At 64.8% G+C, this 21,656-nt stretch carries 28 protein-coding genes, 3 tRNA genes and 1 riboswitch; of the genes, 19 read left to right on the plus strand and 12 right to left on the minus strand.

What is annotated here, in order from left to right; genetic code table 11:
* The first annotated feature begins 8 nt into the window (after positions 1 to 8).
* The gene (locus tag ACYKG1_RS07635; RefSeq protein ID WP_100471865.1) at positions 9 to 737 is read left to right on the plus strand and encodes an ABC transporter ATP-binding protein; all 729 of its coding nucleotides are present in this window, start codon (positions 9 to 11) and stop codon (positions 735 to 737) included.
* Positions 734 to 1,648, plus strand: coding sequence for an HlyD family secretion protein (locus ACYKG1_RS07640; RefSeq protein ID WP_478472281.1), 915 nt, complete (start codon positions 734 to 736; stop codon positions 1,646 to 1,648). The genes ACYKG1_RS07635 and ACYKG1_RS07640 overlap by 4 nt, the downstream gene beginning before the upstream one ends.
* A 6-nt stretch (positions 1,649 to 1,654) precedes the next feature.
* On the opposite strand, the gene ACYKG1_RS07645 is transcribed toward ACYKG1_RS07640, so the two are convergent.
* The 3 genes from ACYKG1_RS07645 to ACYKG1_RS07655 all read right to left on the minus strand — a co-directional run bounded on the left by ACYKG1_RS07645 (position 1,655) and on the right by ACYKG1_RS07655 (position 3,059).
* On the minus strand, positions 1,655 to 2,041 hold the full coding sequence (locus ACYKG1_RS07645; protein ID WP_157804595.1) for a hypothetical protein: 387 nt from the start codon (positions 2,039 to 2,041) through the stop codon (positions 1,655 to 1,657).
* A 186-nt stretch (positions 2,042 to 2,227) separates the two neighbouring features.
* Positions 2,228 to 2,665 (minus strand): hypothetical protein, encoded by a 438-nt coding sequence (locus ACYKG1_RS07650; protein ID WP_478472282.1) that lies wholly within the window; start codon positions 2,663 to 2,665, stop codon positions 2,228 to 2,230.
* Complete coding sequence (locus tag ACYKG1_RS07655; protein ID WP_478472284.1) at positions 2,658 to 3,059, minus strand: hypothetical protein; 402 nt, start codon at positions 3,057 to 3,059, stop codon at positions 2,658 to 2,660. The genes ACYKG1_RS07650 and ACYKG1_RS07655 overlap by 8 nt, the downstream gene beginning before the upstream one ends.
* A gap of 128 nt (positions 3,060 to 3,187) precedes the next feature.
* Here ACYKG1_RS07655 and ACYKG1_RS07660 point away from each other — a divergent pair.
* The 7 genes from ACYKG1_RS07660 (at position 3,188) to ACYKG1_RS07690 (ending at position 7,802) form a co-directional block, all read left to right on the plus strand.
* Positions 3,188 to 3,263: transfer RNA gene (locus ACYKG1_RS07660), tRNA-Gly, on the plus strand.
* Positions 3,264 to 3,405: 142 nt separating this feature from the next.
* Positions 3,406 to 3,481, plus strand: a tRNA-Gly gene (locus tag ACYKG1_RS07665).
* Between the two features lie 66 nt (positions 3,482 to 3,547).
* Positions 3,548 to 3,621, plus strand: a tRNA-Cys gene (locus ACYKG1_RS07670).
* Between the two features lie 215 nt (positions 3,622 to 3,836).
* A complete protein-coding gene (locus ACYKG1_RS07675; RefSeq protein WP_478472286.1) occupies positions 3,837 to 5,213 on the plus strand; it encodes a hypothetical protein in 1,377 nt (458 codons plus the stop codon).
* 428 nt (positions 5,214 to 5,641) lie between these two features.
* Positions 5,642 to 6,520, plus strand: coding sequence for a hypothetical protein (locus ACYKG1_RS07680; RefSeq protein ID WP_478472287.1), 879 nt, complete (start codon positions 5,642 to 5,644; stop codon positions 6,518 to 6,520).
* Between the two features lie 391 nt (positions 6,521 to 6,911).
* A complete protein-coding gene (locus ACYKG1_RS07685; RefSeq protein WP_478472288.1) occupies positions 6,912 to 7,229 on the plus strand; it encodes a hypothetical protein in 318 nt (105 codons plus the stop codon).
* A gap of 51 nt (positions 7,230 to 7,280) precedes the next feature.
* The gene (locus ACYKG1_RS07690; RefSeq protein WP_478472289.1) at positions 7,281 to 7,802 is read left to right on the plus strand and encodes an N-acetyltransferase family protein; all 522 of its coding nucleotides are present in this window, start codon (positions 7,281 to 7,283) and stop codon (positions 7,800 to 7,802) included.
* A 10-nt stretch (positions 7,803 to 7,812) separates the two neighbouring features.
* Here ACYKG1_RS07690 and ACYKG1_RS07695 read toward each other — a convergent pair whose 3' ends face one another.
* Positions 7,813 to 8,454: a flavin reductase family protein gene (locus ACYKG1_RS07695; RefSeq protein WP_478472290.1), complete on the minus strand. Its 642-nt coding sequence runs from the start codon at positions 8,452 to 8,454 to the stop codon at positions 7,813 to 7,815.
* A 105-nt stretch (positions 8,455 to 8,559) separates the two neighbouring features.
* On the opposite strand from ACYKG1_RS07695, the gene ACYKG1_RS07700 reads away from it, so the two are divergent.
* Positions 8,560 to 9,264, plus strand: a complete 705-nt coding sequence (locus ACYKG1_RS07700; protein WP_478472292.1) for an ArsR/SmtB family transcription factor — start codon at positions 8,560 to 8,562, stop codon at positions 9,262 to 9,264.
* 124 nt (positions 9,265 to 9,388) lie between these two features.
* Positions 9,389 to 9,658 carry a hypothetical protein gene (locus ACYKG1_RS07705; protein WP_008267735.1) on the plus strand — a complete coding sequence of 90 codons (270 nt, stop codon included), beginning with the start codon at positions 9,389 to 9,391 and terminating at the stop codon, positions 9,656 to 9,658.
* Between the two features lie 15 nt (positions 9,659 to 9,673).
* On the opposite strand, the gene ACYKG1_RS07710 is transcribed toward ACYKG1_RS07705, so the two are convergent.
* On the minus strand, positions 9,674 to 10,438 hold the full coding sequence (locus ACYKG1_RS07710; RefSeq protein ID WP_478472293.1) for a thioesterase family protein: 765 nt from the start codon (positions 10,436 to 10,438) through the stop codon (positions 9,674 to 9,676).
* Positions 10,439 to 10,493: 55 nt separating this feature from the next.
* Entirely contained in the window at positions 10,494 to 11,114 is a 621-nt protein-coding gene (locus ACYKG1_RS07715) for an FMN-dependent NADH-azoreductase (RefSeq protein ID WP_262084437.1), read from the minus strand.
* Between the two features lie 106 nt (positions 11,115 to 11,220).
* On the opposite strand from ACYKG1_RS07715, the gene ACYKG1_RS07720 reads away from it, so the two are divergent.
* Positions 11,221 to 12,153, plus strand: a complete 933-nt coding sequence (locus ACYKG1_RS07720) for a LysR family transcriptional regulator (RefSeq protein WP_478472295.1) — start codon at positions 11,221 to 11,223, stop codon at positions 12,151 to 12,153.
* 34 nt (positions 12,154 to 12,187) lie between these two features.
* Here the strand turns inward: ACYKG1_RS07720 and ACYKG1_RS07725 are convergent, their stop codons facing one another.
* Together ACYKG1_RS07725 and ACYKG1_RS07730 are read right to left on the minus strand one after the other, a co-directional pair.
* On the minus strand, positions 12,188 to 12,388 hold the full coding sequence (locus tag ACYKG1_RS07725; RefSeq protein ID WP_100471878.1) for a hypothetical protein: 201 nt from the start codon (positions 12,386 to 12,388) through the stop codon (positions 12,188 to 12,190).
* A gap of 90 nt (positions 12,389 to 12,478) precedes the next feature.
* On the minus strand, positions 12,479 to 13,555 hold the full coding sequence (locus tag ACYKG1_RS07730; RefSeq protein ID WP_478472297.1) for an alpha/beta hydrolase: 1,077 nt from the start codon (positions 13,553 to 13,555) through the stop codon (positions 12,479 to 12,481).
* 260 nt (positions 13,556 to 13,815) lie between these two features.
* Here ACYKG1_RS07730 and ACYKG1_RS07735 point away from each other — a divergent pair, with 260 nt between their 5' ends.
* Together ACYKG1_RS07735 and ACYKG1_RS07740 are read left to right on the plus strand one after the other, a co-directional pair.
* Positions 13,816 to 14,328, plus strand: a complete 513-nt coding sequence (locus tag ACYKG1_RS07735; RefSeq protein WP_262084434.1) for a P-loop nucleotide/nucleoside kinase family protein — start codon at positions 13,816 to 13,818, stop codon at positions 14,326 to 14,328.
* A 96-nt stretch (positions 14,329 to 14,424) separates the two neighbouring features.
* Positions 14,425 to 15,258, plus strand: coding sequence for an AraC family transcriptional regulator (locus ACYKG1_RS07740; RefSeq protein WP_262084433.1), 834 nt, complete (start codon positions 14,425 to 14,427; stop codon positions 15,256 to 15,258).
* A gap of 3 nt (positions 15,259 to 15,261) precedes the next feature.
* On the opposite strand, the gene crcB is transcribed toward ACYKG1_RS07740, so the two are convergent.
* Both crcB and ACYKG1_RS07750 read right to left on the minus strand, forming a co-directional pair.
* Positions 15,262 to 15,654 carry a fluoride efflux transporter CrcB gene (gene crcB / locus ACYKG1_RS07745; protein WP_478472298.1) on the minus strand — a complete coding sequence of 131 codons (393 nt, stop codon included), beginning with the start codon at positions 15,652 to 15,654 and terminating at the stop codon, positions 15,262 to 15,264.
* Between the two features lie 81 nt (positions 15,655 to 15,735).
* Positions 15,736 to 15,799: riboswitch (Fluoride riboswitch) on the minus strand.
* A gap of 22 nt (positions 15,800 to 15,821) precedes the next feature.
* Entirely contained in the window at positions 15,822 to 16,223 is a 402-nt protein-coding gene (locus tag ACYKG1_RS07750) for a helix-turn-helix domain-containing protein (protein ID WP_005415999.1), read from the minus strand.
* A 111-nt stretch (positions 16,224 to 16,334) separates the two neighbouring features.
* Between ACYKG1_RS07750 and ACYKG1_RS07755 the strand changes: the two genes are divergently transcribed.
* Together ACYKG1_RS07755 and ACYKG1_RS07760 are read left to right on the plus strand one after the other, a co-directional pair.
* On the plus strand, positions 16,335 to 16,544 hold the full coding sequence (locus ACYKG1_RS07755; RefSeq protein ID WP_478472299.1) for a helix-turn-helix domain-containing protein: 210 nt from the start codon (positions 16,335 to 16,337) through the stop codon (positions 16,542 to 16,544).
* A gap of 353 nt (positions 16,545 to 16,897) precedes the next feature.
* A complete protein-coding gene (locus tag ACYKG1_RS07760) occupies positions 16,898 to 17,134 on the plus strand; it encodes a hypothetical protein (protein WP_262084672.1) in 237 nt (78 codons plus the stop codon).
* 9 nt (positions 17,135 to 17,143) lie between these two features.
* Here the strand turns inward: ACYKG1_RS07760 and ACYKG1_RS07765 are convergent, their stop codons facing one another.
* Positions 17,144 to 18,187, minus strand: coding sequence for a 4Fe-4S dicluster domain-containing protein (locus ACYKG1_RS07765; RefSeq protein WP_478472301.1), 1,044 nt, complete (start codon positions 18,185 to 18,187; stop codon positions 17,144 to 17,146).
* 2 nt (positions 18,188 to 18,189) lie between these two features.
* Positions 18,190 to 18,474: a hypothetical protein gene (locus ACYKG1_RS07770; protein WP_100471886.1), complete on the minus strand. Its 285-nt coding sequence runs from the start codon at positions 18,472 to 18,474 to the stop codon at positions 18,190 to 18,192.
* A 179-nt stretch (positions 18,475 to 18,653) separates the two neighbouring features.
* Here ACYKG1_RS07770 and ACYKG1_RS07775 point away from each other — a divergent pair, with 179 nt between their 5' ends.
* The 3 genes from ACYKG1_RS07775 (at position 18,654) to ACYKG1_RS07785 (ending at position 21,233) form a co-directional block, all read left to right on the plus strand.
* Positions 18,654 to 19,094 (plus strand): group III truncated hemoglobin, encoded by a 441-nt coding sequence (locus tag ACYKG1_RS07775; RefSeq protein ID WP_100471887.1) that lies wholly within the window; start codon positions 18,654 to 18,656, stop codon positions 19,092 to 19,094.
* A gap of 44 nt (positions 19,095 to 19,138) precedes the next feature.
* Positions 19,139 to 20,548, plus strand: a complete 1,410-nt coding sequence (gene hemN / locus ACYKG1_RS07780; RefSeq protein WP_262084428.1) for an oxygen-independent coproporphyrinogen III oxidase — start codon at positions 19,139 to 19,141, stop codon at positions 20,546 to 20,548.
* A gap of 214 nt (positions 20,549 to 20,762) precedes the next feature.
* A complete protein-coding gene (locus tag ACYKG1_RS07785) occupies positions 20,763 to 21,233 on the plus strand; it encodes a GNAT family N-acetyltransferase (protein WP_100471888.1) in 471 nt (156 codons plus the stop codon).
* Positions 21,234 to 21,656 lie beyond the last annotated feature (423 nt).

Genomic DNA, 21,656 nt, shown 5'->3' on the forward strand with positions numbered 1-21,656 from the left:
GCCGGCCGATGATTTCTACACGCGCCGCCGCCCCGACCCTGCAGGCCGACGCACTGGAAAAGGGCTTCATGTCCGGCGACGTGCAGGTGCCGGTGCTGCGCGGCCTGTCGCTGGACATCTATCCCGGCGAGCTGACTCTGGTATCGGGCCCGTCCGGCTGCGGCAAGAGCACGCTGCTGTCGTTGCTGTCCGGCCTGTCTGCGCCCGATGGCGGCCGCGTGCACGCACTCGGCCAGGACGTGGGCCACATGACGCGCAGCGAAGTGGAGCGCTTCCGCCTGCACCATGTCGGCTTCGTGTTCCAGGGCTTCAATCTGTTCCCGGCGCTGACCGCGCTGGAACAGGTGCAGTTGCCGCTGGGCTACCGCGGGATGAGCAATCGCGAAAGTGAACCGCTGGCCCGCAGGGCGCTGGAAGAGGTGGGCCTCGGCCACCGCAGCCACATGCGCCCGGCGCAGTTGTCCGGCGGTGAGAAGCAGCGTGTGGCCGTTGCCCGCGCATTCGCCAAGTCGCCGACGCTGATCTTCGCCGACGAACCGACCAGCGCGCTGGACGCCGAGAACGGCCAGCGCGTGATCGACATCCTGCACCGCTACGCACGTGCACATGGCGCCACCGTGCTGTGCGTGAGCCACGATCCGCGCCTGATCCGGCATGCCGATCGGGTGATCGCCATGGAAGACGGCATGGTCCGTGATGACCGCCGCCAGAACGAAACTGTAGAGCCCGCCCCATGACCAAGATGTTGTACCTGCTCCCGCTCAGCCTGGCCCTGTCCGCAGCGTTGCTGCTGGGTGCCTGTTCCAGGGGCGTGCCTGCCCAGGCACCTGCAGCCAAAGCCAGCACTGCCACCGCAAGCAAGGTCGCGGTGGCGCGCGGCATCATCGACGTCGAGGGTGGCCTGATTGCGCTGGCGCCACCGGTGGATGGCTCGATCACCGCCGCGCCGGTGAAGGAGGGCGCCACGGTGAAGAAGGGGCAGCTGCTGCTGTCGCTGGACGGTGCACTGCTGCAGCAGGAAGTGGCGATGGCCGCCGCCGATCTGGCCCTGGCCAATGACCGCTTGAAGGGCACCCAGGCGCAGCTGCGCGAACTGGAGCGCAATGCCACGCGCCTGTCCACCGGCGCCAGCGAAGGTGTGTCGTCCAACCAGCAGGCCGATGCGGCCAAGCAGCAGCTGGCCGCTGTGCGCGCTGATGTCGACGTGGCCGGTGCGCAGGTTGACATGGCCCAGCACAAGCTGGAGCACGCGAAACTGAAACTGCAGCAGATGTCGCTCAGTGCGCCGGAAGCCGGCACTGTGGTCGGCCAGGTGCCGGGCCTTGGTGCGTTCGTGCAGGCTGGCAAGCCGGCGATTTCGCTGCTGCCGGCGCGCCCGCTGCAGGTGCGTGCAGAACTGAGCGCCGCCTATGCCGATGCCGTGCAGGTGGGCATGAAGGCCACCGTGGTGCCGGACAGCGATGGTGCCGAGAGCACCAGCGCACTGCCGCCCGCACGCGTGGTGCGCATCAGCCCGGTGTTCGCGCAGGCACGCCTGCCTGAAGATGCCGGGCGCGGCGTGGCCAAGGTCGTGGAGTGCGTGCTGGAATTCGACGGTGAGGCCAAGGTACGCTTCGGCCAGCACGTGCGGGTGGAGTTCCGGAAGTAGATTCGATCAGCCGTTGGGCCAGCGGCGTAGGCGCGGCCAGTACTGAACGGGGACGATGATGGCAAGGGTCAGCAACATGCCTGCGCTGAGCGCCTGCAGCCACTGGGAGTGCAGGCCGCGCACCGGGGGTTGATGGATGGCGGACACGCTCCATAGCAATGTCCAGGCGAGCAGCGGTACCAGCATGATCGTCAGCCGCAACCACAAGCGAAAGAGAGACCAGGGCCGGAGCAGCAACGCAACGACGACGATCTCTCCCAAGCAAAGCATCGAGAATCCAATGACGGCTTGCAGCGGATAGGTTGGTGTCGTGCTTCTTCCCAGGCGTATCTGCCAGTGATCGGGTTGGAAACCAGCGTGCACGAATCCGGCAACAAGCAGTAGCCAAAGCATGGCCAGGCACAAGCAGAACATCCGGGGAGGCCGAGGGAGGAGCGCGCGGGGCGACATTGACGCAGGCCCATTCGAAGGAGGGGCGACAAACTTCCCGCCGCTACCGGGGTTGCGTACATGCAATTGATACGAAATTCTGTGCGTGGCGGCCTGCAGGTGGATCCGTGTAGCGGCCATGCTCCCTGCCTAGGGTTGCGTTCCACGCCGCGCCCTGGCCACTGCCTTCGCTGCACTCACCGCCGATACCGCGCAAAGCGCCAGCAGCAGCCCCACGTCCAGCAGCAGCAACCACAGCAGATGCGTGCCATGCACCGGCGGCTGGTGCATCGCCGACAGCATCCACGGCACCGACCACACCACCAGCAACGCGAACGCGATCAGCAGGCGCAGCCACAGCCGCTTCAGTTTCCATGGGCGCACGATCAGTGCCGCCACCACCAGCTCGACGGCGCCCAGCAGCGCGAACACGATGACGGTGCTGGTCGGGTAGGGCAGCTCGGCGCCTTCCAGGTGGTGCAGCAGCCAGTAGTCCGGAGTGAAGCCGGCATTGACCAGTGCAGCGATCAGCGCCAGCCAGGTCAGTGCGACCAGCAGCCAGAACAGGCGGATGTAACATCTAGGCATCGGCGGTGTCCGTGGTCGGGCGGGAGGTCCCGCGCGACGAGTAGCGCAGGCTTGCCACGATGGCGGCCAGTGCCAGCAGGCTGGGCCCGGCGGTGAAGTAGAGCAGGCGCAGCGGGTGGTTGTGCATCAGCGTCCAGGTCGCGAAGGCCAAGGGAATCGCCAGCACCAGCAGCTTGGCGCAGAGCGGTCGCAACACCGCGATCATGGGCTGGGCGCCTAGGAACATCCAGAAAAGATGGAACTGGGCGATGCCCAGGCTGATGCCGCGACCGGAGGTGAAGCCGACATGGTCGCGATACCAGTTCATTCCCAGCGGAATCAGCGCCGAGTACAGCAGCGCCACCAGCAGATGCAACAGCAGGGCGATCAACAGGGGCTTGCCGCGAAGGAACATGGGCGAACGGGGCCGGGCGGGGCAGCGTACCCCAGTGCGGACGCCCATGACCGCATGATGTGAAGACTGTTGACGGCGTGAAGGAATTTGGACACAATAGCGCTCCTTCGACGCAGGTCGAAGAATCTGCGGGAATAGCTCAGTTGGTAGAGCGCAACCTTGCCAAGGTTGAGGTCGCGAGTTCGAGTCTCGTTTCCCGCTCCAGATTCTACAGGGCCCCGGTAGGGGCCTTGTTTTTCTCCCGCTGCGGCAAGGCGGGGCACGTTGGGCCACAAGGCTTTACGCGCAGTCAGAAAAGTGAAATCGCTGGTGTGTGTCCCGGATTTCCGGTACCATGTCGGCTTACGCGGGAATAGCTCAGTTGGTAGAGCGCAACCTTGCCAAGGTTGAGGTCGCGAGTTCGAGTCTCGTTTCCCGCTCCATGTTCCGACAGGCCCCATCTTGGGGTTTTGTCTTGTCAGGGCCCTGTTCCTGGCGCGCAGTACGTTGGCCTCATGGCAGAGTGGCTATGCACCGGATTGCAAATCCGTTTACAGCGGTTCGATTCCGCTTGAGGCCTCCAATTGAAAAGCCCTGACTCCGGTCAGGGCTTTTTCTTTGCCCGGCGTCTAGCGCCGAAGGCTAAAATCCCCTGATTCGCCCCCAAAATCATCGGTCTGCCACCCGTTTTCGGGTGGCAAACTCGCGTTCACATGTGCCGAGTGCGTTTACGCGAGTTTGAGCAGGGATGGCAACCAAGCGACGCCGGGGGACTTCTGGCAGTACATGATCAGGCGGGTGGGGCTGTTGCCCCAGTCGGTCTACCTGAGCTTTACCACGGAGGCGGAACGGGACGAGTACGTGAGTCGCCTTGAGGCGCTGCTCAACCGTGGGGTAGTGCCGGAGGAGCTGACCAACACCAAGGCGGCGGCGAAGGATCTGCGCAGCCAGGTAACCGAGTATCGGAGCGCGCAGCAGACCTCTGTCGATGACGAGCAGCTGCTGCCCGTCTTCCTCTCGCGGTTGCCTATCGGCATCACCTTGCCGCAGCTGACCTTTACTTGGGCGACCGAGTGGGTGACCACCATGAAGCCCGAGCAGAATCTTGCGCCTTCAACGATCCGACACTATGTGGGGGCGCTCTCCCGTGCCTTGGATTGGCTGGCCGCTCATGGCGCGCTGCCAATGAATCCTCTGCGACTCCTGCCTTGGGGTTACTCCACGTACACGGCTGATGACAAGATCGCTGTGAAGCGCATAGATGGGGACCCAACGCAACTGTCGCTGCTGAAGCCAACGGCGGGTGGCCCGCGCCAGTTTGAGGTATCTCTCAATGGACATGTGTGGACTGGCGTCATCGAGAGCTTCCAGAAGCAGCGAGAGTTTGGCGATGGGGGAGTCCGGCTCAGCGGCAGGTCGCGGACAGCCCTGCTTGCGGCGCCGTACGCGCCGGCAAGGGTCAAGGTTGCCAACGAGGACAGGAGCATGGCCCAGCTGGTGGCCGAAGAGCTGGCCGATACCGGATTCACCAGCCAGTACGAGACGGTTGATTGGACGGTGCCCGCTGGTGCTTGGTTCTATGACGCGAGCACGCCCCTCGATGCGATCAGTGCACTGGCCGAGGCGAGCGGGGCGGTTGTTCAATCTCATCCGCAAGACCTCTCGCTTCACGTCCGCGCGAGCTACCCAGTCAGCCCATGGCTCTGGCGCGACACTCAGCCAGCCCATGTTGTGCAAGAAGACATCGTGCTGACTGAGAGCTTGCAGATGCGGAGCGCGCCACTGTATGACGCCGTCGTGGTGACTGGCGAGATTTCGGGGAAAGGAGTCACCTGCAAGGTGCGTAAAGCTGGTGAGGCAGGGCAGCTTTACGCTCAGCAAGTGAGCAGCCCGCTGATCAGCGTCGCTGCGGCGGGTGCTGAGCGAGGACGCAACGTTCTGAGCGATCGCGGTGAGCAGGCAGCCGTTGACCTGACGGTTCCCCTCTTCCCGAAGCCGCTTAAGGCGGGGGAGGTGGGTGCCATCATGCCTTTGGATCTGGTGGAGGTCGTTGCTGCTGAGGGCACTTGGCACGGGCAATGCGAGTCCTTGCGCATCGAGGTTGTGATCGATCAGCAGGCCGTTGTGATTGAACAGACCGCTACTCTGGAGAGGCACTACACCGATGCGGACTGACCTCTGGGATCAATTTGGCGAGCTGGTGACCAGCAGCCCCCGATTGCTGGCGACCGTCACTGCGCACAACGGTGACGGAACCAGCACGCTGACCACTTATGACGGAGTGCAGATGCGGGCGCTTGGTCAGCTCCAGTTGCCAATCCCTTACAACGTGTGGGTTCGGGCTGGGCGCTTGGTGGAAGCTGCGCCCAACCTGCCGCTCATCGAAGTGACCGTCTAGCAAGACAAGACGCCGCCCGGGTGCCGGCAAGGATCCGAGCAGCGCCGCAACACAGGTGATCTCAGCACCTGGCATTGGCCGTGGCCATCGCGAGCGCGGTGGAATCGCCCGCCTTTTTTTCTTCCGACGCGATTGAGATAGTATCGATTGGGCTTTCGAGAGACAGAAGCCTCGATAGCTGATTGGTCTAACATGGAGAGAGACAATGCTGTTGAAATACGCTCTTGCTGGGATGCTCGGATTTGTTGGGTTTGGCGTTCTTGTCGCAGACGTGAATGCTGCCGCTGTACGATGCGAAACCTGTCGAATTGATGGTGACTATCGCGCTGAGGCCGTTCGTCAAGGACCCGGGACTCACCTGATTTTTAATGTCACTGCCAACCAGATTCAGCAGTACTACGTCGGTACAAGCTCCGGCGGCGGCGGTGGTGGCATTGAGCCAAGGGCCGCAGGACCTCTGGTTGTACGGGAGACGCCGCCGGCGGGTGCCGTTGAAGAGGTGAACCGAGCTCATCGCGTACAGGTCGTCGGTGGTGGCACGCTTCGTCCCACGTTCATCGTGCCCATCGCGACACTTGGGCTCAATCCGAGCGCAAGTGGCATGACGGCTTACGAGTACGTGTCGGACTACAACCTGCGTGCAATGGTCGAAACTGCGACGGGCAGCACAGAGGTCATTTCGAAAGTAGTCGGGGCTGACGTTTTCACGGCCATGGCCGACTTGCTGCAGCACGTTACGAACTACACAGGCCTGCGCGACCAAGCGCGGATCATAATGAAGGTCGTCTTTAAAGACGGCTCATCGGTTGTTGTTATCGTTAACCTCGAACATCAGAATGGTCAGTCCGAGGTCGGTAGCGAGCGAACGGCTGCAGGGCAGTTGATTCCGACCGATATTCAGCAGGTCAATGGTACTTGGACTGACTACGGCGGGGAGAATCTTGCACGGATGGTCACCCATCTCCAGGGGCTCGGTGCAACGATGTCGGCATCTGGCCCGTCTTCGACGGGGAGTGTCAAGGCAATCACCTGTAGTGGCGCCGGGGTCGCTAAGGTTTGCAACGTCGAGTATATGATCCGCTGACGGAGTGGTAGATCACCGTCTCTAGGACAAGGGGCCGCATTCGCGGCCCCTTCTTATTTGTGCTCTTGAAAGACGGTTCACTTCTTGCGGCGACTCAGGATGCTGAGCACTACCGCAATGATGCCAACCGGAATCAGGATGACCGCCAGTAGGATGATCCAATGCCAGATGCTGAAACCACCCATGCTTTATATCCCTATGAAGTGACGCTTGGATGGTAGCATCTCGAAGTCGATGCTTCTAAAGCGTGATTCGCATCGTATAAGGCCGATCAACCTCGCTGTGGCACGCTGGCAGGTAGCTCAACTGTGGTACTTGAGCCGCGCCGTGCGAAGGAGTTGAGTCAGGCTCGACCCGTGGGCGCCGATTCGCGTCCGCCGCAGTGACCTCCGTGCTGTTCAGCGTCGCCACGTTCAGCAACAGCGCCTTCACCACGGGCAGCCCGTTGCACGGCATGCATGCCATCGGCATCTTCTCGATCCTGACCCCGCTGCTGTTCCAGGTAGCGCTCGGTGCCGACGCGTCCCCGCGCATGGCCTGGGTGGCGCCGCCGACGTCGCTGATGGGGATGGCCTACCTGTGGCTGATGATGTCCGAGTTCAGTCCGCCGTCGTACCGCGGTCTGATCCAGCGCATCGAGCTGCTGCCGGCGTTCGGCTGGTACACCTTTGCCGTACTGGAGTTGCGCCGGATGCGTGAACGCCACTGAGGCGGGGCTGGTACGCTGGCTCCAGCACGGAAATGGTGGCAGGCACGCGACATGATCATCCGGCCACTGGGGCACGACGACGCGGACACGCTATGGGCGGCCCGCCTGCAGGCACTGCGTGAATCACCTGCTGCATTCCTGTCCACGCTCGCCGAGGCCGCCGGTGATACCGCACGGGTGATGCAGGCGCAGCTCGATGACCCTCATACCCGTTACTTCGGTGCCTTTGACCAGGCAACACTGGTGGGCTTCCTGCGCTATGTGCGTCCGGTGCGGCTGGCACGGCGGCACACGGCGGAGATCCACAGCGTCCATGTTGGTCCAGGCCATCGTGGTCACGGCATCGCCCGTCAACTGTTCCTTGCGGCATTCGCGGCGGCACGCACGGATGGCATCGAGTCGCTCACGCTTGCGGTGCTGGCAGACAATGCTGCCGCGCGAGGACTGTACAAGTCCCTGGGATTCACCGAATCCGGCGTCGAGCCGCGCGCGGTGAAGCGCGACGGTCGCTATGTGGACATGGTGTCGTACTGGATTCCAGTGACCGGCCACCCACCATCACCGGCACCTTGAATCACCGCTTCTACGCCGGTTCGTGTACCGGCGTCTGCGCGCGGAAGTTGCGCCCGACGGGTTCACCCACGCCCAGATAGTGGCGGAACAGGTAGATCAACGGTTTCCAGCGGGCGACATCGATGTGTTGGCTGCCTGGATGGGTGATCGCCTCATGCGCATGCACACAGCGGATGCACCCTTCGACGATCACGAAGTGCTGGCCATCGTCATCGCTGGGCGCGTGCATGGCCATCACCGTGACTTCCACCTGCAGCGGGCACTCGGCAATCGTGGCGGGTGCCACCTGTGCTGACGGTACGGCGGTGAAGCCGCCCAGCGCGAACTTGTCACGCACATGCACGTAGCCCATTGCCTGCTTGGCATCGGGTACCGGATCGCGGCCGGTCGAACGCGCGATGGCCTCGACCTCGGCCGCCTGCGCAGAGGATGGGAAATTCAGCACGCACTCGTTGCGCAGCTGCAGGTTGCGATAGCCCTGGCCCTGCGTGCCGAGCCCCAGCACCACCCGGTTGCCCAGTGCCCAGAAAGAAGAGAGCGGGCTGATGTTGCTGCTGCCGTCGGGATTGAGCGTAGTCATCAGCAGCACCGGCGTGCCCGGGTACAGCACCGAAGGGGTGATGCACCGACGCTGGATCGAAGGATTCGTCACTGTGGTTCTCGGAAGAGCGGGGCGCTGACTGTGCGCCGAGGCGGGCAGGCAATGCTTCGGTCTGCATCGAACTGTCGGCAGGTCCCTGCATGCCACAATGCCGGCATGGTCCACACCCCCGGTTCCCTTGTCAGTGTCGGTGCCCTGGTCGGTGACCAGGCGCGCGCCGCCATGTTGCTGCAGCTGATGGACGGCCGCGCCTACACCGCGATGGAGCTGGCGCGGGTGGCCGGGGTGACGCCGCAGACGGCGAGCACGCACCTGCGGCGCCTGATCGAAGGCGATCTGCTGGTGGTCATTCCGCAGGGGCGCCATCGATACCATCGGCTGGCGTCGATCGAGGTCGCGGACATGCTGGAGGGCATCCTGCGTGTGGCCGACCGCACGCCGTCATGCACCGCGGCCGCGTCACGCAAGCTGCCGGCGCTGCGCGAGGCTCGCTCGTGCTACCGGCACCTGGCCGGGGTGCATGGGGTAGCCATCACCGATCGCCTGCTGCAAGCCGGGCACCTTGTGCCGCGCGACGGCTATTGGCAGGTGAGCGTAGAAGGGGCGGCGTTCCTGCGGGAGCTCGGCCAGCCGCTGGCCGAGGTGCTGCAGCATCCGGCAACGGTCAGGCCCGCGCGCTATTGCCGGGGATGCCTGGACTGCACCGAGCGGCGCCCGCATCTGGCCGGGCTGGTCGGCGAGGCGTTGCTGGAAAGCTTCGTGAACAACGATTGGCTGCGGCGTGTTGAAGGCCGTCGCGAACTGCGGCTGACACCGCCGGGGCGCGAAGCGTTGTGGAAGCGGTTCGGCCTGGCGACCTGAGCGCTCCGGCCAGTCTCATTCACCCGCGACATGCGGAGGCGCTATGGTCAGGTTCCACGTCTCAGGGAGCTGCAATGGCGAGCAAGGACATGATGGACGACAGCACGCAGCCGGAATGCCGCCGATGAGCAAGTCCGCTGCGGAAGTACGCTGGTTGACGTTCCGGCTGATGAACGGCCAATCGATCGGGCCGGACCGGTTGAAGGATGGCTGGGTGATTGCCTCGGAGACCCGCCACTGTGGCGTGCGACGCGAGGCCATCGAAGGCGCGGGCGTGGTCTACGCGCTGTATGCACCAGCCAATCTGGCTTCACCGCGCCGCGCGGAAATGCGCATGCGCGAGTTCCTGATGAGTTCCGGCTACACCTTCACCATGGGCACGCTGGGCGGCTGATGCCGCCTGTTGCATCTACGGGCGCACCGTCAGCGCCTGGCCGAGCGTTCCGATTGGACCATGCGCATCGTGCAGCACGGTGCTGGTCAGTCCGATGCCCTGGCGGCCGAACGACACCGATGTGTCGAAGCCCAGCCACTCGCCCTCGGGCATGCCGAACAGGTGAGCGGTGAGGTCCAGGTTCGGGAAGGCGACCTCCTTCGGGTCGGCGCGTACCGCCATGCCGTTGGACAGGTCGAACAGCGTGGCGGCGCGCGCCAATGGGCTGACCACCTCACCGTCCAGCAGCGGCTGCGTTGCGCGGGCCCAGTAGGTTGCGCGGCCCGGCCCCTGATCGTGGCGACGGATCTCGATGCTCTGGATGAAGCCCCCGGGCCAGACCGTGCCCGGGTCCCACACCGGCATCGATTCTGGCGGAGCAATGCCGGCGATCGGCGTGCCGGCGATCGCCCCGGTATCGTTCGGGCGCATCAACCAGGCGCGCATGCGCAGCGCCGGACGGTCATCGTGCCGCAGTGTGGCCTCCACCAGTTCGATGGTGCGACCGCCGCGCAGCACCTGTACGTCGGCTTCCATCGCGTCGATCGGAACGGTGCCGAGGATGTCGTAGGACAGGCGCGCGATCAGGAAGCCATGGCCGCGCGCCGCGGCGTCACGTTCGAGGTGATGGGCCAGCAGGCCGATCGCTGGCGCGATGTGCTGCTCGCGGGTGTTCCAGGCGCCGCCGGTATGCTCGGTTGGCAGGTAGCGGGTTTCGCTCAGTCGTTCGAAGAAGGCCATCGGGTGTTGCTTCAGCGGGGAAAGAGGCGGCAGGGTGCTTGCCGGCCCCTGCATCCTAAGCGTTCGGCAATGGCATGCGCTGCGCCAATGCGGTCAATTGTGCCTGCGCGCGGGCCATGCCCTGCTCGATGCCATGTGGGCGGATGTCCATGCCTTCGGCGTAGACGAAATCAACCTCGGTGATGCCGATCAGGCCCAGCACCGATTGCAGGTAGGGCGTCACCGTGTCGGTGCCCTGGCCGACATGCACGCCGCCGCGCGGGCTGAACACCACCGCTTCCACGCCCTTGACCAGGCCTTGCGGCCAGGTCTCGGTGTAGCGGAAGGTCACGCGCGCGCGGGCGACCAGGTCGAACCAGTTTTTCAGCGGCGTCGGTACGTTGAGGTTGTACATCGGTGCGGCGATCAGCAGCAGGTCGCTGTCCATCAGTTCGCCGATCAGCGCATCGGACAGCGCGATGGCCTGTCGCGCACGCGGCCCCGGGTTCTCTGCGCCGCGCAGTGCGTGGAAGATCTCCTCATCCAGCACCGGCAGGTCCAGTGCGGCGAGGTCGCGCACGGTGACGGCGTCATCGAAACCCTGCGCTGCACGCTCGGCAAGGAAACGATTGATCAGGCCGGCGCTGCGCGAAGCGGTGCCGTTGAGGCTGGAATGGAGGACAAGCACCTTGTTCATGGCCGGAAGGCGATCTGCGTGGACGGGAAGGGTGCCCACTCTAGACTTTAAAATCTTCGCCAGTGGCGCTATTTTGTCTTTCCATTGGTTCCTGAGTGGATACATTGTGGCCCTGTCCGATCTGAACGGAATCGACGTGTTCGTGGCCACGGTGCAGGCCGGCAACTTCGCGCAGGCGGCCAACGCGCTGCAGGTCACCCGTTCGGCGGTGGCCAAGAGCATTGCGCGGCTGGAAGCACGGCTGGGCACGCAGCTGTTCCAGCGCACCACCCGCAGCCAGCAGTTGACCGAGGCGGGGGCGCTCTACTACCAGCATTGCCTGCGCGCGCTGGAGGAAATCCGTGCAGGCGAGGCTGCGCTCGAGGGCGGGCGCACCCAGGTTGCCGGTCGCCTGCGCGTGTCCCTGCCGGTGTTGTTCGGCCACCTGTGCATTGCACCGATCCTGCTGGAGCTGGCCCGGCAGCATCCGGCGCTGGCGCTGGATCTGCAGTTCAGCGATCGCGCCGTGGACGTGCGTGAGGAGGGGATCGACCTTGCGATCCGCATCGGCGCGTTGCCGGACAGCAGCGATCTCGTGGCGCGGCCGCTGGGCGAACACCGCATGGCGATCTGCGCCTCGCCGGCGTTCATGGCTGGGCGCGAGCTGCCGCACACCGTCGACGCACTGCGTGGGCTGGAGGCGGTGGCTTACAGCCGGCGCGGCCAGGTGATGGAATGGAAGATGCGGGTGGATGGCGAGCCGCAGGTGTTGAAGCCGGATGCGCGCGTGCTGATGGACGATCTGCAGGGCGTGGCCGATGCGGCCGCAGCGGGGCTGGGCGTGGCCTGGCTCCCGTACTGGCTGGTGCGCGATGCCTTGCAGCTGGGCCGATTGCAGGAGGTTTTCCCGGCTGCCTCCAGTGCCATTTATCCGATCCATGCGGTGTGGCCGCGTGTTCCCCACCTGCCGCTGAAGACACGGGTGGCGGTGGACGCATTGCTGGAACAGTTGCCGGCGCGCCTGCTTGAGGTGGAATCCGGGCACGCCGGCCGTCGCTGAGCCGGCTCCCGCAGGAGCCGGCCGGGGACGCCGGTCAGGGAGACGGGCAATCCGTTTCGCGGCACAGGCGGTACTCGGCCTCGCACTGCTGCGAGGTCTTGCCCAATGGCCCATGGGTTGCGCGCAGGCACTGTTCAAGCTTCAGCGTGCAGAAGTCGCAGGAATCTGCGGCGAAGGCCAGGCCAGTCACGGCCATGCCAAGGAGCATCACGGTCCTCAAGGTCGTCTTGATCATCACGTCAGTCCTTTGTTTGCCCGTCAATGGGCGGGGCTACCATAGCAGTCCTTTCATTGCGGCCTTGATGCACCGCGACACCCGTTGTTTTCACTGCTGTGCAGCCTTCAACGCTTCGACCACGTCTGCTTCAGAGAAGCCGCAATGTCCTTTGCCTGCCGCAGGCAGCACCCGCGGCAACGGCCGTGCGCCGGCATGCGCCGCCAGCTGCGGATACACCGTCTGCATGTGCGGCACGATGGTGGGGTCGTTGTTGTTGAACTGGATCACCAGCGGTCGTTTCAACGCGCCGCTCAGTGCCAGCCTGGCGCGGACATCGGCCTGTGCAGCGGGCACCGCGTCGACACGCTGCACGCCGGCATTGAACGCCGTGTCGTCACCGAAACCCCGGTAGACCACGCCCCTGTTACTCACCGGCATGCCGCCACTGCGTGCGGCCAGCTCGTGCAGGACCAGTGCATGCAGGCTGATCGTACCGGCCAGTGCATCCGGAGCAACCTGCAGCTGCCTGGCCAGCACCTCGGCATGCTGGCGATTCTGCTGCAGCGCGCTGGCGATGCCTTGATAGAGGGCTCCCTGCGGCAACGCGGCTGCTTCACGCGAGGCAAGTCCGGCGGCGGGCAGGCCTGCCGCGTTGGGGAAGAAGAAATCGAAGGCGACCAGCGTGGTCAGCAGGTCGGCGGCGATCTGTTCGCCACTGAGGTTGGCACCGCACAGCGAGACGCCACCGGCGTAGTGCTGCGGGTAGCGCTCGAGGCTGGCCAAGGTCACTGCGCCGCCCATCGAGAATCCGAGCAGCCAGGTCTGGCGCACGCGCTTGAGCTCGCCCAGCGCGTGCTGGCGCAGGCGTTCCATGTCGGTGATCGCATCGGCCACCGCCCAGCCCTGGCTGGCATACGCGCTCTGCGCGACGGCGTAGCCTGCGGCCAGCAGTGCTGCGGTGCTGTCATTGGCGGCCATCGGCGTAGTGCGTGGCACACCCACCGGCTCGTAGCCGTGCGCCAGCATCACCAGGTCGCCATTCCAGTCAGCCGGTACGTCCAGGCGCCAGGGCGTTCCCTGCAGCTCACCACTGAGCATGCGGGGTGCAGTGGCTGGCGCAGCCAACAACGATGCGGCAGGCAGCAGCAGGCCGAGGACGAGGGCGCATCGAAGCAAGGGGCGCATCGTGGTCATCCATGCGGGAATGGCGCCGAGCATAGATGCCTGCGAATTATTGCGCGCGCTGCACTGCCGCAGGGGATTGCCGGTCGGCCGTGCCGCGCTCTACGCTGGCGGCATGGCCCAGCACACTGCCGCGTCGATTATCCGCGTTCCCCACGGGAAGGCGGGATAGCGCGCGGTCGCCACGGCCATGCAACCCGCCCGGGAAGGCGGGTTGCATGCAGCGCTCTCCCGGGTACTGGAATCCACCGAGGAGAACGCAGATGCACCCTCTTTCATCAACCGGCAATGCCCCGACCCTGCACCTGGTGTGCGGCAAGATCGGCGCCGGCAAATCCACCCTGTCGCAGCAGTTGGTAGCGCAGCCGTGCCACGTGCTGATCAGCGAAGACACCTGGCTGGCGGCGCTGTATCCCGATCAGATCCATTCCGTCGCCGACTACCTGCGGCGCGCGTCAGCACTGCGCGCTGCGCTGACGCCGCATGTCCGCGCGATCCTGCAGGCTGGTGTCTCCGTCGTGCTCGACGTTCCGTTCAACACGCCCGCCGCCCGTGCCTGGGGCCGCGGACTGTTCGAGTCGGCCGGCGTTGCCCATCAGCTGCATTTTCTCGATGTTCCCGACGCCATCTGCAAGGCGCGGTTGCGTGCCCGCAACGCACGCGGTGAGCACCCGTTCCAGGCCAGCGATGACGCCTTCGAGCAGATCACCCGCCATTTCGTGGCACCTGCGCCGGAGGAGGGTTTCGTGGTGATCCGTCATGCACAGGAGGGGTGAGCGCCTGCGAACGGCGACGTTCAGTCGATCATTGTGATGGCGATTCCGATACGATGTGACGCATTGAACCCTATTCGCTTGATCTGGAGTCCCTCCGTGGTCGACCGTCTCGCCATCCTGCTCGAACGCTTCGCGGTCACCGCCTCGGTGTTCCATGCCGGCGCGCTATGCGGTATCAACACCCTGCAGGGGGAGGATGAGGCCGGCCAGCTGCATCTGGTGCGGCGGGGCCCGCTGCAGGTCAGTCATGGCCAGCAGACTGTGCAGGTCGAGGTGCCCAGCCTGCTGCTTTACCCACGGCCGATGCCGCACCGCTTCAGCACCGACCCGCAGCAGGGCGCCGACATGGCCTGCGCCAACCTGCATTTCGAGGGCGGCCGGCTCAATCCGATCAGCGCCGCGCTGCCTGATTTCATCTGCCTGCCGCTGGCCGATCTGTATGGCGGCAACGCGGCGCTGGAACTGCTGTTCGAAGAAGCCTTCGAGCAGCGCTGCGGGCGGGCGGCGATGGTCAACCGGCTGTTCGAGGTGGTGATGATCCAGGTGCTGCGCCAGCTGATGGAAGGCGGCCAGATGCGTGGCGGCCTGTTCGCCGGTCTCGGTCATCCGCGGCTGCGACTGGCGTTGGTGGCGATGCATGAAGCGCCGGCGCGGGCGTGGACGCTGGAAGACCTGGCCGACGTCGCCGGCATGTCGCGCAGTGTGTTCGCCGCCAGCTTCCGTGAGGCGATGGGTACCACGCCGGGCCAGTATCTGCAGGGCTGGCGGGTGGGCCTGGCACAGCAGGCGTTGCGGCAGGGCAGGCTGCTCAAGCGGATTGCCGACGACGTGGGGTACGGCAGCGAAGCGGCGCTGTCGCGTGCGTTCAAGGCGCATACCGGGCAGTCGCCGCGGGAGTGGCGCGGACAGGTCCGCGCGGGCGTGGCCTGAGCCTCAGCCCAGCACCAGCTGCGCCATTTTCATGCCGCCGAACAGGCCGACCAGGCCCAAAGCCACCGAGCCGCCGGCGTACAGCGCTGCCAGGCCATGCTGGCCGCGCTGCAGCAGCAGGCCGATTTCCAGCGCATAGGTGGAGAACGTGGTGTATCCGCCGAGAACGCCGGTGGCCAGCAGCAGGCGCAACTGCGGCGAGGCGCCATTGCGCAGGGCGAAGGCTTCGACCAGCACGCCCATCAGCAGTGCACCGCTGATGTTGATCAGGAAGGTCGACCAGGGCCACGGACTGCCGACCGCTACGCGCGCACCGATCAGGTTGCAGGCGTGGCGCAGGCAGGCACCGAGTCCGCCGCCGATGAAGACCAGCAAATAGTTGTTCAATGCGTGCATCACGTGCCTCGGGTAGGGGTTCGCTGATTCGATGGCGAACGCCGAGGGCGGGCACGGCCTGCCCTCGACGAACACCGGTTCGTCCTGGCAGGAGCCATCAGCCCTTTCAGGCGGTTATCGGGGGAGCCCCATCCCCATCGACGACCATGCTACCAGCGGCAGTGCATTCACGTCATCGAGGTCGTCAGTACCCGGATGACCTTGCTGCGGCTGAAGCCGTCCATCAGCAGTTCGAAGGCCAGCAGGTCCAATGCCGCGTGGCGGCGATGGTCGATCTCCAGACCCTTCTCTTCCACCAGATGGCTGACCAGTTCGTAGGCGTCCTGCCAGACGTCCAGGTGGGCCTGGCTGGGGATATAGGTATTGCCCCGCTCACCGACGCCAAGCCCGCTCACGCCATACAACAGTTCGCGCGCGTCCAGCTTGGCCGCATCGGCGATGCGGAACAGCTGTTCGGCCTTTACATGGGCGGGGCTGACATGGTCGTTGAGCCAGTTGCTGATGGTTGCCGTCGTCGAATCGGCGGCGCGGGCCAGATCGGCCGGGCGAGGGTGCCCGGCTTTCTTCATGGCAATGGCGAGTCGTTGGCCGAGAGTATTCATCTATGCAAGCCAGCTTAACGCGTGGATCGCAAAGTTCCCTTGTTCCAAGAATAAGTCTGGTTAACAGAAGGACCGACCGTGACCGAATTCTGGAGCAAGGGGCAGGTGCGCATCCGGCTGGGTTTCCGGACCGATGCCGAACTGGCGCGCTTCTTTGGCATAAGCCGATCTGCTGTGTCGCAATGGCCCAAGGACTTCCCGATTCCTGCGCTTCGCCAATACATCCTGCATCAGCGCTACCCCCATCTGTTCCCGGCGACTGAGGCCGCAGAGGCCCAAGAGGTCTGAACTGCGCCGCATTTTGTCGCATATAGCACTCTAAGCGTGGTTTGCTAAGTATGCTTAGCAATATAGGAAACTTCGATGGAACGGGGCTTGGCCATCGGTAGTGCCTACTGGAACAGGGGGGTGGGGGATCGGGTAGTGTGTCGGGTCCGCCCCATCCGGCGACCCTGTCATCCCGTATGTGGTTTCGTGAACGATTAATAATTTCGATCACGAAAGTCGCTGCATGTAATTGACCTGTCGTGAAATCTGTGACTAATTGGCATCAACCGGGCGTGAAGCCCGGGAGTCTTTCAGTAGCTCGCAAGTGAGTCGGTAGACCGTCAACGATGCAGAACAAGTCCAACGGAGGTCGTATGGAATACGGCATGCATGGCTTGGCTGAACGGGTACGCCGCGAACTGGAAGCCAGTTATCACAAACACGGATGCGGTCCGGCGTTCTGGGACACCTACCAGCAGGTGCTGGACCGCCTGGTCCCGCAGGGGACCGAGCGTACCGACGTCACCAATGAAATGGCGCTGATCATCGAGCAGCTTGGCATTGTCCGACGTGCGCAGCTTGTACCGCCGCACGCCAACGGGCCGCGCTGATCCGTTGATTCAAAGCAGGCGCCAGGCGCCACAGGCCAACAGCGCCAGCAGTATCGAAAGCAGTGCCAGGGTCCGCGGTCGCCACCATTGCCGCGGTTGGCCGGCCATGGCCTGCGGGCTGCAGTAGCGCACCAGCCCCGAGCCGAAACCGGCCTGGTGCTGCTGCCGGGAGCAGGCATCCAGACAGGCACCGCAGGCCAGGCAATCGGCGTGCGGTCCCTGGCGGATGTCCAGCTGCATCGGGCAGGCGCTGACACACGCTGCGCAATCGGTGCAGTCGCCCAGGCGATCAGCGCTGAAAGTGGGCATCTGTCCGGCCAGCAGCGGATGCGCCGCACGGAATACGTAGTCCTGCGCGGTGGTCGGGTCGAGCAGGCCGCGGCCGCGGCCGAGCACGCCACCCAGGCCCGACGGGCGCATGCCGCGCGGTTCGCCGCGGCGCGCGTCGTACAACATGCGGGGCGTGTGCGGATCGGTCAGCAGCGGCTGCATGCGTGCGAACGGGCACAGCGAACGGCACACCTGTTCGCGCAGCAAGCCGGCATTGGCCCAGGTCGTTATGGCATAGAACACTACCCAGAATGTTTCCCAGCCACTCCAGCCGGCGTTCGGCGCTGCGTCCACCAGTTCTCTGATCGGGCTGAACAGGCCGACGAAGGTGATGCCGGTCCACAGCGACAGCAACCCCCAGGCCACTTGAGTGGCAGGGCGCACAGCTGGCACTGGCAAGAGCCGGGCCATGCCGTGCGCGATCCAGTCGAAGGCGCGCCGCCACAGCGTCTGCGGGCAGGCGTGGCCGCACCAGACGCGGCCGGCGAGGTGCGTGAGCAACGCAAGGCCGACGGCCAGCACCGCCAGCAGGCCGATCAGTACACCGACGTCGCCGGGCCACAGTGTCCAGCCGAACAGGTCGAAGCGTCGTGCGTTGATGTCCAGCAGCAGGGCCTGCTGCCCGTTCCAGCGCAGCCATGGCAACGCATAGAGCAGCGCCAGCAGGAGCACGTTCAGCGCGCCGCGCCAACGCCAGGAGCGTGGAATTCCAGTGCGGGGCATGCTCATCCCAGCGGCAGCTCGTCGTCGTCACCGGGTATCGGGCGCTGCAGGTACCAGGTGACCGCGCTGGACAGTGCTGTCACCGACCAGAACATGAAAAAGCCTGCCGTGTAGCCCAGCTCACGACTGATCGGTGTGCCCGGGAAACTGATCGCCTGCAGCCGCAGCGGGTCGACGAAGGCGAAGAACACCACGCTGGCCAGGCCCGCGGCAATGAAGCTGGGCCAGAGGATGGCGCCCCAGTGCTGGATCAGCTGCTGGCGGCGGCTGGGAGAGGGTCTGTTCATGCTGTCCCGGATCGGAATGAGGGCGGCGCGTATACTCCGCCGAGGCCGGCGCAGCATCCGCAGGGCATGCTTCCTGCAAGCGTGCCAGCCTAGGTGCAGCGGACCGCGCCGACATTGATCTGGATCAACGGCGGTGCGGCCCGGCTGGGACACACTGCCGGCACGCTTTGGGTACCCCGATGAACGCAACACCTCCGCCTGCTCTTCCCGTCGCCTCGCCCGAGTTGTGCACCGAGCAGGAAGTGACCCGCCTGGTCCACGACTTCTACGCGCGCGTGCGCGAAGAAGAGCGGTTGGGGCCGGTGTTCGAGGCGCACGTCCACGACTGGACGGAGCACCTGGCGCAGCTGGTCGACTTCTGGTCGGCGATGCTGCGCGGCACCCGCCGCTTCAAGGGTTCGCCCATGTCCAAGCACATGGCCATCGAACTGGACAAGGACCTGTTCGACCGTTGGCTGGTGCTGTTCCGGATCACCACCGCCGAGTGCGGCAACCCGCCCATGCAGGAGCTGGCCAACGACGTGGCTGCGCGCATCGGTGACACGTTCTGGAAGCGCTACCAGATGCTGCGCTGGCCGCAGGTCGGCCTGCCGGTGCTGGGAATCCCCACCCGGGATTGATCTGGGTCAAGGCGGTCACGGCCGCCCGGCGCGATGCTGGCGGCATGGACACGTTCTCTCCCGCCGCCGGTGGCCTGGCCTGGAACTTCGACCCCGACCTGCTGCGCCGGCATGACCGGCCGGGGCCGCGCTACACCTCGTATCCGACCGCGCCACATTTCCATGATGGCTTCGACGCGCCGGCACTGCGCCAGGCGATCGCTGACAGCAACCAGCTGGCCCGGGCGCTGTCGCTTTACGTGCACGTGCCGTTCTGTTCCAGTCCCTGCTTCTATTGCGGCTGCAACCGGGTCATCACCCGTGATCGTGGCCGTGGCCACAGCTACGTCTCGCGCGTGCTGGCCGAGGCCGACCTGCTGGCGCCGCAGTTCGAGGATGGCCGCGAAGTCATCCAGCTGCATCTGGGCGGCGGCACGCCAAATTTCCTCGATGCCGAGGCGATGACCACGCTGGTGGAGGGGCTGCGCCGGCGCTTCGATTTCAGCGATTCGCCACAGCGCGACTTCTCGATCGAACTCGACCCGCGCTTCATCGATACCCGCGACGTCGCCATGCTGGCGCGGCTGGGCTTCAACCGGGCCAGCCTGGGCGTGCAGGATTTCGATCCGCAGGTGCAGGAATCGATCAACCGCATACAGGGCGTGCAGCAGACGCTGGATATCCTGCGCGCGTGCCGCGACAGCGGCATGCGTTCGGTCAACGTCGACCTGATCTATGGGTTGCCTGGGCAGAGCCTGGAAGGCTTCGGCCGCACCCTCGAACGGGTGCTGGCGCTGCGCCCGGATCGCCTGGCGGTCTACGGCTACGCGCACCTTCCGCACCTGTTCCGCGCGCAGAAGCAGATCGACGAAAGCCGGCTGCCCTCACCGGAAGAAAAGCTGGCGCTGCTGGGGCTGGCGGTGGAGCGGCTCTCTGCCGCAGGTTACCAGTACATCGGCATGGATCATTTCGCGTTGCCGGAAGAGGACCTGTCGCGTGCGCAGCGTGCGGGGCAGCTGCATCGCAACTTCATGGGCTACACCACCCATGCCGATACCGATCTGCTCGGCCTGGGCGTGAGTGCGATCAGCCACATCGGTGCCACCTACAGCCAGAATCCGCGCGACCTGCCATCGTGGGAAGACGCGGTGGACCAGGGCCAGCTGCCCGTCTGGCGCGGCGTAGCACTGAGCGCCGACGACCAGCTGCGTGCGGAACTGATCCAGCAGCTGATGTGCCAGGGCGAGGTGGATGGCACCGTGCTGGGCCAGCGCCATGGCATTGATTTCGAGCAGTACTTCGCCGAAGACCTGCACTCGGTGCAGCAGCTGCAGGAAGATGGGCTGGCCGAATACCGCGATGGTGTAGTGCGCGCCAGCGAGCCTGGGCGGCCGCTGCTGCGGCTGCTGGCGATGTGCTTCGATCCGTACCTGCGCGCCGCCCACGAGCAGCCGCGTTACTCGCGTGCGATCTGACGCTTCAGCATTTCTTGCCGAAGCCGCGCTCCCGATGCCGGGCCGCCACGCCACCGCTGGCGGTGGAGCGTTCGCGGGATATGGGGTCGCGTTTGCGCCTGATTGCTGTGGCCGCCTGTGTCATTCACCCGGGCCCCCAGGCCGGCTCATGCGCGGAAACAGATAAGATTGGGGCTGAATCCTTAAAGCGTAGATGGACGGTATGAAGCAATCAATGCAGTTCATCCCACTCAATCGAAGCAACGTTGATGAGTTGTCCGAACTTGCGGTTCGAGAATCCGAGCAGCACTTGATCTGCTCGAACCCCGAGTGGCTTGCGCAAGCGGCATTCGTTGCGGAATCCCTGACGTTCGGCATCTTCAAGGAAGGTCGACCCGTTGGAGTTATCTCCTTCATCGATCCTCGCCTGGTGGATGAGGATGACGAGGACCATGATCACTATCAGGAGAATTGCCTGTACGTGTGGAGGGTGATGGTCGACAAGAGTTCCCGGGGCGCCAACGTTGGCGTTCAGGCGATCGAGTTCGCCTTGGGTTACGCCAGGCTTGTGGGATTGCAGGGTGTCTCCCTGACAACGATGGATCGAGAAGCCGGCAATGCGCTTCCCTTCTACGAGCGGCTCGGGTTTTCGGCTACGGGCCGTCGATTGGACGACGAGGCGGAACTTGTCTTCCGATTCGGTTGAGTGGAGCAAGCTGTCAGGCATTTCGCGTGCGACCGTTCCGACCTTGACCTGCTTCAGCCTTCTCGCCAAGCGATGAGGTCTGAATTGTTGACTGTCGCAATTCGCCTGTCCAAACGGTGCAGTGATCGTTCCCAGGCTGCGATGCGGACCGACGCCCACCGCTCGCCCATTCGCTTGGACGCCTCCCGTTGACCTGGCGGCACATCGCTTTGCGTAGCGACCAATCTGGCGGTTTTCGATCACGCCGCTCAGCTTCGCGCTCACGAGTCCACTTCGCAGCGTTCTGCTGCGCATGCTTGGTGGTGGAGTCGTGAACGCCGGCTGCGTACACCTGTACGCGCCACTTGTTCCCTGATCGTTGGATGCTGGCCGTGGCCGCAGCATATGGGGAGTTCTTGGGAAGACTGGCCGGGCAAGTCCGGG

The sequence above is a fragment of the Stenotrophomonas sp. 85239_Sma genome (genome assembly GCF_056481725.1).